Consider the following 14,179-nt stretch of genomic DNA (forward strand, 5'->3'; position numbering starts at 1 on the left):
GGTGTGGAGAGCTGTCAAGCATATGCCGATAAAATTGGTCCTGCGGCAGGCTTGGAAAATGACTGAAGCAGGCAACAACGCTGCCTTTCAAGACCGAGATTTCATCCGAAATCCAGCGGCTCTTTGCTTTGCCGGAGGAAGGAATCACACATATTGCCGCGATGACAAAAGCCTGTATTCTTCGCTTCGAACTGCCTGTGGAGATGCCGGTCCGGCACCGGCACATCTCCTGCTTCAAGGGGGAGGAAGAGATGGCGGAAATGACACTTCTGGCATTTGCGATAGTTGCCTTTATCGGCATTGCCACACCTGGCCCGACGGTTTTGCTGGCGCTTGCGAATGGCTCGCGTTTCGGGGTTCGCCGCGCCTTGACAGGTATGGCTGGTGCGGTGCTGTCAGATTTCGTCCTGATCGGCGCGGTTGCACTGGGATTGGGAGCATTGCTCGCCGCCTCGGAGTTCTGGTTCGGCGTCGTCAAATGGGTCGGCGTTTGTTATCTCGCCTTCCTGGGCGTCATGCTTTTGCGCTCCAGAGGCTCGCTCGATGGCGCTCTTCAATCGGCAGACACTTCCGGGGCCACTTCCGCCCGCTCGATTTTCCTCAAAAGCTTCCTTGTGGCCGTGACCAACCCCAAGGGATATCTGTTCTTTTCGGCTTTCCTGCCGCAATTCATCGATCCGGCAGCACCGCAGATCCAGCAATATGCGGTGCTTGCGCTGGTTTTTGCCGGCATCGATTTCATCGTCATGTTCGGATATGCCCTGCTGGGCTCGCAGGCCGTCAGACTGTTGCGGAAGTCAGGGGCGTTATGGCTCGACCGCATTTGCGGCGGCGCACTTTTGACGCTTGCCGCCTCTCTGGCTTTCTACCGACGGGCGAGCGCTTAACCTGCTGAGAAAGATGAAATTTCCGAGTTATTCAGCGGCTGTGCGGGAGCGCAAAAGCACCTTGTAGCGCTCAAGACTACCGCGCAGATGCGCCGCCATATATTGGCGGGCAGCATCGGCGTCGCCTTCGATGATGGCGTCAACGATCTTCGCATGCTCCTCCTGGAGATGAAGATTGTAGTCCTTCGGACGGGAACCGGGCGCCGCCCCCTGTAATTCGCCACGCGGGATGATGCCGGAGCGGATGAGTTGAAGAAACTCGGGGAATCGCCTGTTCTGCGTCGCCTGCGCAATGGCCAGATGGAACTCGAAATCGGCATCCCGCGTCGGCAACCCGGCGGCGAGACAGTCGCCAACGCGCCGATGCGCATCGACAATCGACTCCACCTGCACGGCGGAACGGCGCGATGCCGCAAGCCCGGCGGACTCAACTTCGAAGACGGTGCGCAATTCCAGTAGTTCGATAACCGAGGAGATCCGCCCCACGGCGAGATCATTGAAAGGCACTTCCTTGGCCGGTTTCACCTCAATGGCAAAAACGCCCGCTCCCTTGCGGGCCTCAACGAGACCATCCGCGCGCAGAATGGCGATGGCCTCCCGCACCACGGTGCGGCTGACGGAATATTCGCGTGTCAGCGCGCTCTCACTCGGGAGACGGTCGCCGGGACGGAACACGCCTTCAGACAAATCCCGCCGCAATGCGGAGCTGATTTTCGCCGCGAGCGATATTCCCGGCTTCGTGCTGCTCTCAACGTCCATTCCGGCCCACCTGTTTTAAACTTGTCTGGCATGTTAGCAAACACCCGCCACATTGCAAGGGCCGCGCTTCTCGCACCAACCTCGTTGCGAAGCGGCAATGTCGCAACAGCGGGATTTGCCCTCAGGCGGCCACCATGGCCGAACCGCTGGAAAAGCGGTTTCTGTACTCGCCCGGCGAGAGGCCGAGAATACGGTGAAATACACGACGGAAGGCAGCGGCATCCTCGTATCCCACCGACCAGGCGATCTGGTCTACCGAACGACGGGTGAATTCCAGCAGTTCCCGCGCCTTGCCAACACGAAGATGCTGGACATATTCGATAGGCTTCATACCGGTGGCGGCCTTGAAGCGGCGAAGGAAGGTTCGCTCCTCCAGCCCGGCATGTGCGGCCATATCGGAGACACTGGTCGCCCGCCCGGCGCGCGCCTGCAGCCAGTGCTGCACCTTCAGGATCGGCTCGTCGCCATGCGTCAGCCGCGGCGCAAAACTGCTGTAATGTCGCTGTTCCCGACCGGAGGGGTCGATCAGCAGGAACTTACCGGTCTCGATCATCACCGAAGGCCCAAGCAGCCGGTCAACAATGCGCAGACCAAGATCGGTCCATGCCATCAGCCCACCCGCCGTGATGATATCTCCGTCTTCGATGACGATCTTGTCTATCTCCAGGCGGATATCGGGAAAGCGCTCGCGAAACCGTTCCGCAAACAGCCAGTGGGTCGTGGCGGGGCGGCCGGCCAGAAGACCTGTCGCAGCGATGATGAAGGAACCGCCGCAACTGGCGGCCAGCGTCGCGCCCTGCGCATGCCGGTCCAGCAGCCAGCGGGCATAGGGCGCAGCCTCATCGATTTCGGCTGGCCCGGTCAGCCGGCCGGGTACGACGAAGATATCGGGATGCCCCTCCCTGCCCGGCTCGGTGTCATGACAACGGGAAAACTCACCGCCCTCACTCATGCTCCAGTGGCTGACGCGCAGTTTCGGCCCACCACGATCCTCTGAGAAGACCGACGCGATGGCAAAAAGATCGGTGATGCCGTGCACCATGGCGACCTGACAGTCCCGGTAGAGAACCAAACCGACTTCCAGCGCACTTCCCGCAACACCCGCCATGCCCCACATCCCCGTTTTGTCAGTTTCGGCTCGTTTTCTGTCAGAAGCGCCAATCCAGCCCCGGCTGTCTCCAGAGTATCTCTATTCCCACAGGACGCAAGCAAACCACCCGCAACAGGAGAGAGAGCCATGACAACGATAGTCACCAGAGACGGAACGCACATCTTCTACAAGGACTGGGGTTCGAAAGACGGCCAGCCCATCATCTTTTCCCACGGCTGGCCGCTCAGTGCCGATGCATGGGACGCGCAGATGGTATTCTTTGCCAATAACGGTTTCCGCACCATTGCCCATGATCGCCGCAGCCACGGCCGCTCCGACCAAGTCTGGCACAACAACACCATGGATCAATATGCTGACGATCTGGCCGAGCTGATCGAACAGCTCGATCTTCACGACATCATTCTCGTCGGCCATTCCACCGGCGGCGGCGAGGTAACGCGCTATATTGGCCGCCATGGTACGGCCCGCGTCGCCAGGATCGCCCTCATCGGCGCAGTACCGCCGCTGATGCTGAAGACGGAAAGCAATGCCATCGGCCTGCCGATCGATGTTTTCGACGGCATCCGCAAGGGTACCTACGACAATCGCAGCCAGTTCTTCAGGGATCTGACCATTCCTTTCTACGGCTACAACCGTGAAGGTGCTGTGATTTCTGAAGGTATTCGCGACGAGTTCTGGCGGCAGGGCATGATGGGCGGCCTCAAGGGCCAGCTAGACAGCATCCGCGCCTTTTCGGAAAGCGATTTCCATCAGGACCTGAAGTCTTTCGACAAGCCAACGCTCGTACTGCACGGCGACGACGACCAGATCGTGCCGATCGGCGCTTCGGCGCTCTCCACGGTCAAGATCGTCAAACATGCGACCCTCAAGGTCTATGAGGGCGCCGACCATGGACTGACACAGACCCATCAGGACCGGTTCAACGCCGACCTTCTTGCTTTCATCAACGCCTGAAACCACCAGACAAAGGAAACACGGGACATGACACAGAATACGTTTCTCATCACCGGCGCGTCCGATGGCATTGGCGCTGTTTATGCCGAGCGCCTGGCAAAACGCGGCTACGATCTTATCCTCGTGGCGCGACGCGCCGAAAAGCTTAAGACGCTGGCCGAGCGGCTGGAAAAGGATCACCAGATCGCTGTCGAGGTTCTGGCAGCAGACCTTTCACGGGCGGAAGACCTCGAAAGGGTAGAGGCACGGCTGCGCGAGGACCGGCGGATCACCGGTCTCGTCAACAATGCCGGTATTGCCGGAGACGGCGCTATCACGGAACTGGACCCGGCCCATGTCACGACGATGATCAATCTCAATATCCTTGCCGTCACCCGGCTTGCAGCGGCGATCGCACCGCGTCTTGCAGCAGATGGAAAGGGCACGATCATCAATATCACCTCGGTCACGGCCTTGATGCCGGCGGCATTTACCGCCGTTTATCCGGCGACCAAAGTCTTTGTGCTTGCCTTCACCGAGGCGCTGCACGCGCAGCTTTCCCCTTCCGGCGTTCGGGTTCAGGGTGTCCTGCCCGGCATCACCCGCACGGCCATCTGGGAAGAGGAACGTCTCGACGCCATTCCCGCCGCCATGGTCATGGATGCTCACGAGATGGTGGATGCAGCCCTGGCCGGTCTTGATCTGGGCGAGACGCTGACCATTCCTTCCCTGCCGGATACGGCAGACCTTGAAAAAATTCCTTGCGGCCCGCGCTGCATTGAGGCCCAATCTATCGCATGCACATGCCGCCAGCCGGTATGGTGCAACCCAAACTGAATAGAGGGAGACGCATCATGATCCTCGGACTGACCATTCCCCAATTCACGACATTGCACGTTGCCTTGAGCCTCGTAGGCATCGTGACCGGATTGATCGCCCTGCCCGCTTATGCGGCAGGGCGATGGATGCCGCGCATGATGGCGCTGTTTCTCGTCACCACGCTCGCCACAACGCTCACCGGCTTCCTGTTTCCAATCGGCAACTTCACACCGGCACTCGGCGTCGGCATCATCTCGACCATCATTCTGGCGGTCGCGCTGGTCGCGCTTTACGGATACGGTCTCAATGGCAGGGCGAGAACTGTTTATTCGATCACCGCCACGATGGGCCTTTATCTGAATATGTTCGTGCTGATCGTTCAGTCCTTTCTCAAGGTCGAGGCACTGAACGCACTGGCTCCGAACGGCAACGAACCACCATTCCTTGTCGCCCAACTCGCCCTGCTTGTTGCGGCAATCTGTCTTGGCTGGAAAGCGACGCGCCGCAAGCTTTTAGCCTGAAGCCAGCCCCCGCCCACACTCACCTGCGGGCTTCCCGGAAAAGCACACTTGCTCGATCCCCTTCGGGCGAGCTTGTGATTTCGTCGCGAACACAGGAAATCGCCGCCTCTGAAATTTTCTCTTCCGTCTGTTGCCGCCGAACAATATACATTATATGATAACGTATATTAATTTAGAACAACAGGAGAAACCGATGAGTGCCGTGAGGATCAACGAACGTCTGACGGTCGCAGACCAGCCGGATATCTCCGACTTTTCATCGCTTTCCGATCAGGGCTACAAAAGCATCATCAATGCCCGGCCGGATGGCGAAGAGCCCGGCCAGCCGGGCAATGAACATGAAAAAAGCGCCGCCAATGCTGCGGGTCTTGCCTACAGTTTCATTCCGGTCAATGGCCCGACTATTACCGAAGCCGATATTCGTGCCTTTCAGCAGACGATGACCGAGGCAAAAGGCCCCGTATTTGCCCATTGCAAGGGTGGAGCGCGAGCGCTGACCCTCTATGTGCTTGGCGAAGCGCTGGACGGGCGCATGAAACAAAGCGAGATCGCGACTTTCGGCCAACAGCATGGTTTCGATCTTTCCGGCGCCGTCCGCTGGCTGGAGCGGCAGGCTGCGGCAAAGCCGCACGTCAAGGCTTTCTTCGATCCGAGCACATCGAGCGTGCAATATGTCGTTTCCGACTCCGCAACCCGGCGCTGCGCCATCATCGATCCGGTCTACGATTTCGACGAGAAATCGGGGGCCACCGGCACGGTGAATGCCGATGCCATTCTGGCCTATGTCAAGGAGCAAGGCCTGTCGGTGGAATGGGTTCTGGACACGCATCCGCATGCCGACCATTTTTCCGCCGCCCACTATCTCAGCCAAAGAACCGGCGCGAAAACGGCAATCGGCGCCAAGGTCACCGGTGTGCAGCGGCTGTGGCAGGAGAAATATAACTGGCCCGATCTTGAAACAGACGGCTCGCAATGGGACCGGCTGTTTGAAGCGGGAGACCGGTTCACCATCGGCTCGCTGGAAGCTCGCGTGCTGTTTTCACCCGGACATACGCTCGCCTCCGTAACCTACGTGGTGGGCGACGCCGCATTCGTGCATGACACTCTTTTCATGCCTGATTCCGGCACGGCGCGCGCCGATTTTCCAGGCGGCAGCGCCAGAGAACTCTGGGCATCCATTCAGGACATCCTCGCCCTTCCCGACGAAACGCGGCTTTTCACAGGCCACGACTATCAACCCGGTGGCCGCGCGCCCAAATGGGAAAGCACTGTTGGAGAACAGAAACGCGGCAATCCGCATCTGGCTGGCATGACAGAGGAAGGCTTCATCCAGCTGCGCGAGGCGCGGGATCGCACCTTGCCGATGCCGAAGCTCATTCTGCACGCCTTGCAGGTCAATATCCGTGGCGGGCGCCTGCCTGAGCCGGAGGCCAATGGCAAACGTTATCTGAAGTTCCCGCTTGACGTGCTGGGGGGCAGCACATGGTAAAGGAAAACATGCGGAAACAGATACCTGATATCACCGAAATCCCGCTTGCCGAGATGGAGGAACGCGCAGTCGAGGTCGCCATACTCTTGAAGACACTTGCCCATCCCGCGCGGCTGATGCTCGCCTGCACGCTGGCGCAGGGGGAGTTTTCTGTTGGCGAGCTGGAAGCCAAGCTGGATATCCGCCAGCCCACACTTTCCCAGCAACTTGGGGTTTTGCGTGAGGCAGGCGTTGTTGAAACGCGGCGCGAGGCCAAACAGATCTTCTACCGGTTAACCGAGGAAAAAGCGGCGCAGCTGATCGAGGCTCTCTATACCATCTTCTGTGCGCCGGAGGAAAACCCGTGACAGCCTATTGGCCCTCTCTATTCGGCGGTATGCTGCTCGGCCTCGCGAGTATTCTTCTGTTTCTCTTTAACGGCCGCATCGCCGGTATCAGCGGCATCCTGGGCAATGTGCTCGGCAAGGAACGGCGCTTGACGGATGTGGCCTTCGTCGCAGGTTTGCTGACAGGCCCCTATCTTTACGCCGCCGCATTCGGCCGCTTTCCCGCGCTCACCATATCTGCACCCTGGCCGCTGATCGTCATTGCTGGGCTGCTGGTGGGGTTCGGTACGCGCATGGGATCCGGCTGCACATCCGGCCATGGCATCATGGGTCTTGCGCGATTTTCCCGGCGCTCCATCACCGCCACTACCATCTTCCTGATCACCGGTATCCTTGCCGCGACGATAACCGGAGCGCCGTCATGAAAAATCAGGTCATGGCGCGTTTCGTGGTGGCACTTGCGGCCGGGGCACTGTTCGGATTTGGCCTCTCCCTGTCCGGCATGATCGATCCTGCCCGCGTTTCAGGCTTTCTCGACGTGGCAAGCGGCCATTGGGATCCGAGCCTGATGTTCGTTCTCGGCGGTGCGGTTTTGGTCGCCGTGCCGGGCGTTCTGTTGTGCCGTTTCCTTGCCAAACCAGTTCTCAGTGCGGAATTTCACCTTGCCGCCAAAACTCGGGTCGACGCGCCGTTGGTTGTGGGCTCGGCTATTTTCGGCGCAGGCTGGGGGTTTGCCGGTTTCTGCCCCGGCCCGGCAATATCGGCGCTTGCTCTCGGCCTAATACCGGTCATTCTCTTCGTTTGCGCCATGATCGCCGGCATGCTCGTTCACGACCGAATCTACGCCAAACGGTAGGCATTTCCGCCTGGCCTGGACATGCGCGAGAGCAGCATGCTCTCGCGCATCGTCGCCGGATTACAGGTCGATCAGGCTTTTGCCCGTCATTTCCGCAGGCAGCGGCACATTCATCAATTGCAGCAGCGTGGGAGCGACATCGGCAAGGATACCGTCATGCAGCTTCGCGCCTTCAGGTCCGCCGAACAGGATCACCGGCACCGGATTGGTGGTGTGCGCGGTGTGCGGGCCACCGGTTACCGGGTCGACCATGGTTTCACAATTACCGTGGTCGGCAATCACCAGCATGGCGCCGCCAACCTTTTCCAGAGCGGCAACGACTGAGGCGAGCCCCCGGTCCACGGCTTCGCAAGCCTTGATCGCGGCTTGCAGATCGCCGGTATGGCCCACCATGTCGGGATTGGCGTAATTGGTGACGATGAGATCGTAACCCTTGCCGATCGCCTCGACGAATTTCTCCGTCACCTCAGGCGCGCTCATTTCCGGCTGCAGATCGTAGGTCGCAACCTTGGGAGACTTCGGCATGAAGCGGTCTTCGCCCACTTCAGGTTCTTCCTTGCCACCATTCAGGAAGAAAGTGACATGCGGATATTTTTCCGTCTCGGCCAGACGAAACTGCCGCAGACCCTGCTTGGCAACCCAGGCACCCAACGTATTTTCGATATCGCGCTTAGGGTAAGCCGTCGTCATGAAGGTCGCATGTTTGGTGGAATATTCCACCATTCCAAGCAGCGCCGAAAGCACTGGCTTTTCACGCACGAACCCGTCGAAATCGTCCGCACCGATGGCAAGCAGGATTTCACGAGCGCGGTCGGCACGGAAATTCAGGCAGAAGAGACCGTCGCCGGATTTGAAGCCTTCGTAACCACCGATGACCGTTGGCAGGATGAATTCGTCCGTAACATCATTTTTGTAGCTTGCGGCAACGGCGCTCACCGCGTCCGGCGCATGTTCGCCCCGGCCGAGAACCATGGCGTCATAGGCCTTTTCAACACGCTCCCAGCGATTATCGCGGTCCATCGCATAATAACGGCCGATCACCGTGCCGATGCTGGCGCCTTCCGGCAGGCTTGCCGCAAATGCGGCGACGAAGCCCTCTGCGGACTGCGGCGCGACATCGCGACCATCGGTGATGGCGTGCACGACGACCTTCAAACCCAGATCGGTCAGCAGCTTCACCGCCGCCCGACCGTGGACGATGTGGCCGTGAACGCCGCCATCGGAAACGACGCACATCACATGCGCCACGCCGCCCGCAGCCTTCACCTTGGCGGCGAAATCGAGCATCGCAGCATTCCTGAAAAAGCTGCCGTCTTCGATAGCCAGATCGATCTGGCCAAGATCCATGGCGACGATGCGACCGGCGCCGATATTGGTGTGTCCAACTTCCGAATTGCCCATTTGCCCGGTGGGCAGGCCGACATTCGGGCCGAAGGTGGTCAGCCGCGCATTCGGGCAGGTGGCGAAAAGCCGATCCATGGTGGGCGTGTTTGCCAGTACTGGCGCATTGCTGGACGTGTCCTCGCTCAGTCCCCAGCCATCGAGAATAGTCAGGACAACGGGTTTGGGAGTGCTCATGAAAGGACCTTCTTCTTCATTCGGTTGCCGACGAACAGCGAAGCGCTGGGCACCGGAGCGCCCCCGTCCGCCACTATGATCATGATGAGAAAACACGCTTCTCGTTCTTTCTCTTCTATACTCGAAGATGGCGAACGCAAGCCTATACCGACACCGAAACAGTTCCGTGAAGCTGAAGTGCTTCACGGAAGAAAATCCTTTTCGAACGAAGCTCAGCCGTCGATGAAGATCAGCGCCGGCTTTTCCAGCAGCGCCTTGATAGCCTGAATGAAGACGGCGGCATCCCAGCCGTCGACGACCCGGTGATCGAAACTGGAGGAGAGGTTCATCATCTTGCGCGGCACGAAACCGCTGCCATCCCAGACCGGTCGCGTCACGATCTTGTTCACGCCGATGATCGCCACCTCCGGGTGATTGATGATGGGCGTCGAAACGATACCGCCAAGGGGGCCAAGCGAGCTGATGGTGATGGTGGACCCCGTCAACTCGTCCCGTTGCGCGGCGCCGGTGCGCGCCGCCTCGGCCACGCGCACAACTTCAGCAGCACACTCCCAAAGGCCGAGCGCTTCCGTGTGGCGAACGACCGGGACCATCAGCCCCGTAGATGTCTGCGTGGCTATGCCGATATGCACCGCTTCGTAGTGACTGACGACCCCTTTTTCGTCATCGAAGGTGGCATTCATGCCGGAATGATCGGCGACCGTTTTCACAAGTGCGCGCATCAGGAACGGCAGGATCGTCAGTTTCGGCTGTCCTGACCGGCGGTTGCCATTCATGGTCGTGCGCAAATCCTCCAGATCGGTCACGTCGATTTCCTCGACATAGGTGATGTGGGGAATGCGGGAGACGGAAAGCGTCATCTTCTCGGCGATCTTGCGCCTAAGCCCTGTCACCTTCACCTCTTCGACAGCGCTATCGCGGGAAGCTATCGGCGCAGCGGGCCGCTCAGATTGCGACCGTGCGGTCAGAAATGTATCGAGATCGGCGTGGGTGATATGCCCGTCCGGCCCTGTTCCCCTCACTTGTCCGAGATCGATATCGAGATCGTCGGCGCGCTGGCGAACGGCTGGCGACGCCAGAGGTTTATGGTGTTCCACCTCAGGGGAAGGCGGCGCATCCTGTATTTCGCGGGCGGGCTGGATTTCAGCCGCTGGCGGCTCTTCCGTCATGTCGGATGGCGCTTCCGGCTCGGTCACATCCGCGGGGGCAGCAGCAACAGCGGAGGCATTGGTTTCGATGCGCACCAGCGGTGCCTTAACCGCCACCGTATCACCCACCTCCGCTGCCAACCATGTGACGATGCCCGCAACCGGCGAGGGGATTTCAACCGTCGCCTTGTCGGTCATCACAGCGGCCAGCACCATATCCTCGTGCACGGAATCGCCGGGTTTGACGTTCCATTCCACCAGTTCGGCTTCCGCCACACCTTCGCCGACATCGGGCATAGTGATAACAAATTCCGCCATCTTCAGGCCTCCATGACTTCGACGAGGGCGCGCCCGACGCGGGCCGGCCCCGGAAAATAATCCCACTCCTGCGCGTGGGGATAAGGCGTATCCCAACCAGCCACACGGACGACCGGTGCTTCCAGATGATAGAAGCAGTGTTCCTGTACCAGCGAAACGACCTCCGCACCGAAGCCTGACGTGAGCGTCGCCTCATGCACCATGACGCAGCGACCGGTCTTGGCAACGGACTTCACGATGGTGTCCAGGTCGAGTGGCAAAAGGCTGCGCAGATCGATGATCTCGGCATCCACGCCCGTTTCTTCCGCTGCGGCGAGCGCAACATGCACCATGGTGCCGTAAGCGATGACAGTGACATCCTGCCCGGCGCGGCGGATTTCGGCCTTGCCGATCGGAATGGTGTAATGCCCTTCCGGCACCTCGCCCATTTCGTGCTTCGACCATGGCGTTACCGGCCGGTCGTGATGGCCGTCGAAGGGACCGTTATAGAGCCGCTTCGGCTCCAGAAACATCACCGGATCCGGGTCTTCGATCGAGGCGATAAGCAACCCCTTGGCGTCGTAAGGATTGGAGGGAACCACCACCTTTAGCCCGCAGACATGGGTAAAAAGCGCCTCCGGGCTCTGACTATGCGTCTGCCCGCCAAAAATGCCGCCGCCGGTCGGCATGCGCAAGACTATGGGGCAGGTGAAATCGCCATTGGAGCGATAACGAATGCGCGCCGCTTCCTGGGTGATCTGGTCATAAGCCGGGTACATGTAATCCGCGAACTGGATTTCGACACAGGGGCGCAGGCCATAAGCGGCCATGCCGATGGCCGTGCCGACAATGCCGGATTCGCTGATCGGCGCGTCGAAACAGCGGGTCTTGCCATGTTTGCTCTGCAAGCCCTGCGTCGCACGAAACACGCCGCCGAAATAGCCCACATCCTCGCCGAATACCACCACATCGTCACTGCGCTCCATGGACACATCCATGGCGCTGCGGACGGCTTCGATCATCGTCATTCTTGTCATGTCTCACCACCCTGCCTTCTGGCGCTGGCGGGCGAGATGCGGCGGCATCTCGGCGTAAACGCCCTCGAAAATATCCTTCTTTGGCGGCTTGCGGCCCTCATGCAGCGTACCGTGGCTTTCCGCCTCACGCTGCGCCTCAAGCACCTCGTCGGCAATTTCCGCTTCCGCCTGCCGGTGCCGCTCCTCCGACCAGACGCCGCGCAGGATGAGATGTTTCTTCAACCGCAGAACCGGGTCACCCAGTGGCCATGCCTCGGACTCGGTCTTGGGGCGATAGGCGCTCGGATCGTCGGAAGTGGAATGCGCGCCGACACGGTAGGTCACATATTCGATCAGCGTCGGTCCGAGATTGCGCCGCGCCCGCTCCACCGCCCAGCGTGCCACGGCATAAACGGCGAGATAATCGTTGCCGTCGACCCGGAGCGCCGGAATGCCGAAGCCCAAACCCCGCGCGGCAAAAGTGCCGGAGCCACCACGCGCGATGCCCTGAAAGGTGGAAATGGCCCATTGGTTGTTGACGATGTTGAGGATGACCGGCGCCTTGTAGGTGGAGGCGAAGACGAGCGCCGAGTGGAAATCCGATTCCGCCGTTGAGCCGTCACCGATCCATGCTGCCGCGATCTTCGTATCGCCCTTGATGGCAGATGCCATCGCCCAGCCGACCGCCTGCACATATTGCGTGGCAAGATTGCCCGACACGGTGAAGAAGCCATGCTCCTTCGAGGAGTAAAGAACCGGCAATTGCCGCCCATGCAGCGGGTCCAGTTCGTTGGAATAGATCTGGTTCATCATGGTGACGAGCGGGTAATCGTCGGCGATCAGCAGACCCGCCTGCCGGTAGGTCGGGAAATTCATGTCGCCTTTGGAGAGCGCCTTGCGGAAGGCGCAACTGACCGCTTCCTCACCCAGATGCTGCATGTAAAAGGAGGTCTTGCCCTGCCGCTGTGCCATCAGCATGCGGGCATCGAAAGCCCGCAGCCGCATCATGTTCTTCAGGCCGACGAGCAAATCCTCATCCGAAAGCAGCCCGGCCCACGGGCCGACAGCCTCACCCTGATGATTGAGGACGCGGATGATGGAATAGGCCAGATCGCGCATGTCTTCAGGTGCTGCGTCCACCTCCGGGCGTGGCACGGAGCCGGCCTTGGGTATCTTCACATTGGAGAAATCCGGCTGGTCGCCTGGCCGCACCGCTGGTTCGGGAACATGCAGGCTGAGATGCGTGGTTTCGGTAATATCCATTCTACTCCTCCCATCGCCATCTCCTCCAGACGACGAAACAATTTTCAGAGGTTTCGCGCGATGACCATGCGCTGGACATCGCTGGTTCCCTCGTAAATCTGGCAGATGCGTACATCGCGATAGATCCGCTCCACCGGATAATCCGCCATGTAGCCGTAACCGCCGTGAATCTGGATGGCGTCCGAGCAGACACGCTCCGCCATTTCCGAGGCAAAGAGCTTTGCCATCGAGGCCTCCGAAAGGCAGGGCTCGCCCGCTTCCTTCAGCGCCGCCGCATGCAGCACCAGTTGCCGCGCCGCCGTTATGCGCGTTGCCATATCCGCAAGCCTGAACGCCACGGCCTGATGCTCGATGATGGCTTGCCCGAAGGCCTTGCGCTCGCGGGCATAATCCCGCGCCGCCTCGAAAGCCGCCTGCGCCATGCCAACCGCCTGTGCGGCAATGCCGATACGACCGCCTTCCAGATTGGCGAGCGCGATGCGATACCCCTGCCCCTCTTCACCGAGCCGCAATTCGGCTGGGACCGCCATGTCGGTAAAGGCAATCTGGCAGGTATCCGAAGAATGCAGACCGAGTTTTTCCTCGACCCTGATTACCTCGTAACCGGGCGTATCTGTCGGCACGATGAAGGCCGTGATACCTTTTTTGCCAGCAGCAGGATCGGTGACGGCGAAGACGATGACGACATCGCCATTCTTGCCCGACGTGATGAACTGTTTTGCGCCGTCGATGATATAGCGGTCGCCATCGCGCCGCGCTTTTGTCTTCAGATTGGAGGCGTCGGAGCCGGCCTGCGGTTCGGTCAGCGCAAAACCGCCGATCCATTCGCCGGAGGCGAGTTTGGGGAGGAAACGCTGCTTCTGCTCTTCCGTGCCGAATTTCAGGATCGGCACGCAGCCAACCGAATTGTGGACGCTCATGATGGTGGAACAGGCGCCGTCACCGGCAGCGATTTCCTCCAGCGCCAGGGCGTAGGCGACAGCACCGGTTTCCGACCCGCCATAGTCCTCCGAGACCAGCATGCCGAGAAAGCCGAGTTCACCCATTTCTTTCAGCTCGTCTTTCGGGAACCGGCTTTCCCGGTCGCGCGCGGAAGCGCCGGGGGCGAGCCGCTCGCGGGCGAAATCGCGGGCCATGTCCCTGATCTGTTGCTGAGCTTCGTTCAGGATCATCTCC

At 60.0% G+C, this 14,179-nt stretch carries 14 protein-coding genes and 1 pseudogene; 8 read left to right on the top strand and 7 right to left on the bottom strand.

Annotated features, from left to right (window positions below):
* Positions 1–251: 251 nt before the first annotated feature.
* Entirely contained in the window at positions 252–887 is a 636-nt protein-coding gene (locus RBH71_RS06520) for a LysE family translocator (RefSeq protein WP_035200576.1), read from the top strand.
* Positions 888–914: 27 nt separating this feature from the next.
* Here the strand turns inward: RBH71_RS06520 and RBH71_RS06525 are convergent, their stop codons facing one another.
* Together RBH71_RS06525 and RBH71_RS06530 are read right to left on the bottom strand one after the other, a co-directional pair.
* On the bottom strand, positions 915–1,646 hold the full coding sequence (locus RBH71_RS06525) for a FadR/GntR family transcriptional regulator (protein WP_003511162.1): 732 nt from the start codon (positions 1,644–1,646) through the stop codon (positions 915–917).
* 121 nt (positions 1,647–1,767) lie between these two features.
* Positions 1,768–2,754, bottom strand: coding sequence for a GlxA family transcriptional regulator (locus tag RBH71_RS06530; RefSeq protein ID WP_112155764.1), 987 nt, complete (start codon positions 2,752–2,754; stop codon positions 1,768–1,770).
* Positions 2,755–2,883: 129 nt separating this feature from the next.
* Between RBH71_RS06530 and RBH71_RS06535 the strand changes: the two genes are divergently transcribed.
* The 7 genes and pseudogenes from RBH71_RS06535 (at position 2,884) to RBH71_RS06565 (ending at position 7,701) form a co-directional block, all read left to right on the top strand.
* Complete coding sequence (locus tag RBH71_RS06535; protein WP_111802641.1) at positions 2,884–3,711, top strand: alpha/beta fold hydrolase; 828 nt, start codon at positions 2,884–2,886, stop codon at positions 3,709–3,711.
* A gap of 27 nt (positions 3,712–3,738) precedes the next feature.
* Positions 3,739–4,531, top strand: a pseudogene (locus tag RBH71_RS06540) (SDR family NAD(P)-dependent oxidoreductase).
* Positions 4,532–4,544: 13 nt separating this feature from the next.
* Positions 4,545–5,030, top strand: coding sequence for a hypothetical protein (locus RBH71_RS06545; RefSeq protein WP_111802643.1), 486 nt, complete (start codon positions 4,545–4,547; stop codon positions 5,028–5,030).
* 193 nt (positions 5,031–5,223) lie between these two features.
* Entirely contained in the window at positions 5,224–6,519 is a 1,296-nt protein-coding gene (gene blh, locus RBH71_RS06550; protein ID WP_111802644.1) for a bifunctional sulfur transferase/dioxygenase Blh, read from the top strand.
* Positions 6,513–6,866, top strand: a complete 354-nt coding sequence (gene bigR, locus RBH71_RS06555) for a sulfite-sensing transcriptional repressor BigR (protein ID WP_003511171.1) — start codon at positions 6,513–6,515, stop codon at positions 6,864–6,866. The genes blh and bigR overlap by 7 nt, the downstream gene beginning before the upstream one ends.
* Positions 6,863–7,270 carry a YeeE/YedE family protein gene (locus tag RBH71_RS06560; protein WP_111802645.1) on the top strand — a complete coding sequence of 136 codons (408 nt, stop codon included), beginning with the start codon at positions 6,863–6,865 and terminating at the stop codon, positions 7,268–7,270. Before bigR ends, RBH71_RS06560 begins: the two co-directional genes overlap by 4 nt.
* Positions 7,267–7,701, top strand: coding sequence for a YeeE/YedE family protein (locus RBH71_RS06565; protein ID WP_003511173.1), 435 nt, complete (start codon positions 7,267–7,269; stop codon positions 7,699–7,701). Before RBH71_RS06560 ends, RBH71_RS06565 begins: the two co-directional genes overlap by 4 nt.
* Before the next feature lie 60 nt (positions 7,702–7,761).
* Here RBH71_RS06565 and gpmI read toward each other — a convergent pair whose 3' ends face one another.
* From gpmI to RBH71_RS06590, 5 genes are all read right to left on the bottom strand, one after another.
* Positions 7,762–9,279 carry a 2,3-bisphosphoglycerate-independent phosphoglycerate mutase gene (gene gpmI, locus RBH71_RS06570; RefSeq protein WP_111801080.1) on the bottom strand — a complete coding sequence of 506 codons (1,518 nt, stop codon included), beginning with the start codon at positions 9,277–9,279 and terminating at the stop codon, positions 7,762–7,764.
* 212 nt (positions 9,280–9,491) lie between these two features.
* Complete coding sequence (locus RBH71_RS06575) at positions 9,492–10,745, bottom strand: dihydrolipoamide acetyltransferase family protein (protein ID WP_003511175.1); 1,254 nt, start codon at positions 10,743–10,745, stop codon at positions 9,492–9,494.
* 2 nt (positions 10,746–10,747) lie between these two features.
* Positions 10,748–11,761, bottom strand: a complete 1,014-nt coding sequence (locus RBH71_RS06580) for an alpha-ketoacid dehydrogenase subunit beta (RefSeq protein ID WP_111802646.1) — start codon at positions 11,759–11,761, stop codon at positions 10,748–10,750.
* Between the two features lie 3 nt (positions 11,762–11,764).
* Positions 11,765–13,003, bottom strand: coding sequence for a 3-methyl-2-oxobutanoate dehydrogenase (2-methylpropanoyl-transferring) subunit alpha (locus tag RBH71_RS06585; protein ID WP_003511177.1), 1,239 nt, complete (start codon positions 13,001–13,003; stop codon positions 11,765–11,767).
* Positions 13,004–13,047: 44 nt separating this feature from the next.
* The gene (locus RBH71_RS06590; RefSeq protein WP_003511179.1) at positions 13,048–14,175 is read right to left on the bottom strand and encodes an acyl-CoA dehydrogenase family protein; all 1,128 of its coding nucleotides are present in this window, start codon (positions 14,173–14,175) and stop codon (positions 13,048–13,050) included.
* Positions 14,176–14,179 lie beyond the last annotated feature (4 nt).

Source organism: Rhizobium sp. AN68 (genome assembly GCF_030758035.1).
GTDB classification, from domain to species: Bacteria; Pseudomonadota; Alphaproteobacteria; order Rhizobiales; family Rhizobiaceae; genus Agrobacterium; species Agrobacterium tumefaciens.

Excerpts from the sequence above, each read along its gene's own strand:
- RBH71_RS06520 (WP_035200576.1), top strand. The coding sequence starts at position 252 with ATGGCGGAAATGACACTTCTGGCATTTGCGATAGTTGCCTTTATCGGC.
- RBH71_RS06525 (WP_003511162.1), bottom strand. The coding sequence starts at position 1,646 with ATGGACGTTGAGAGCAGCACGAAGCCGGGAATATCGCTCGCGGCGAAA.
- RBH71_RS06530 (WP_112155764.1), bottom strand. The coding sequence starts at position 2,754 with ATGGCGGGTGTTGCGGGAAGTGCGCTGGAAGTCGGTTTGGTTCTCTAC.
- RBH71_RS06535 (WP_111802641.1), top strand. The coding sequence starts at position 2,884 with ATGACAACGATAGTCACCAGAGACGGAACGCACATCTTCTACAAGGAC.
- RBH71_RS06545 (WP_111802643.1), top strand. The coding sequence starts at position 4,545 with ATGATCCTCGGACTGACCATTCCCCAATTCACGACATTGCACGTTGCC.
- blh (WP_111802644.1), top strand. The coding sequence starts at position 5,224 with ATGAGTGCCGTGAGGATCAACGAACGTCTGACGGTCGCAGACCAGCCG.
- bigR (WP_003511171.1), top strand. The coding sequence starts at position 6,513 with ATGGTAAAGGAAAACATGCGGAAACAGATACCTGATATCACCGAAATC.
- RBH71_RS06565 (WP_003511173.1), top strand. The coding sequence starts at position 7,267 with ATGAAAAATCAGGTCATGGCGCGTTTCGTGGTGGCACTTGCGGCCGGG.
- gpmI (WP_111801080.1), bottom strand. The coding sequence starts at position 9,279 with ATGAGCACTCCCAAACCCGTTGTCCTGACTATTCTCGATGGCTGGGGA.
- RBH71_RS06575 (WP_003511175.1), bottom strand. The coding sequence starts at position 10,745 with ATGGCGGAATTTGTTATCACTATGCCCGATGTCGGCGAAGGTGTGGCG.
- RBH71_RS06580 (WP_111802646.1), bottom strand. The coding sequence starts at position 11,761 with ATGACAAGAATGACGATGATCGAAGCCGTCCGCAGCGCCATGGATGTG.
- RBH71_RS06585 (WP_003511177.1), bottom strand. The coding sequence starts at position 13,003 with ATGGATATTACCGAAACCACGCATCTCAGCCTGCATGTTCCCGAACCA.
- RBH71_RS06590 (WP_003511179.1), bottom strand. The coding sequence starts at position 14,175 with ATGATCCTGAACGAAGCTCAGCAACAGATCAGGGACATGGCCCGCGAT.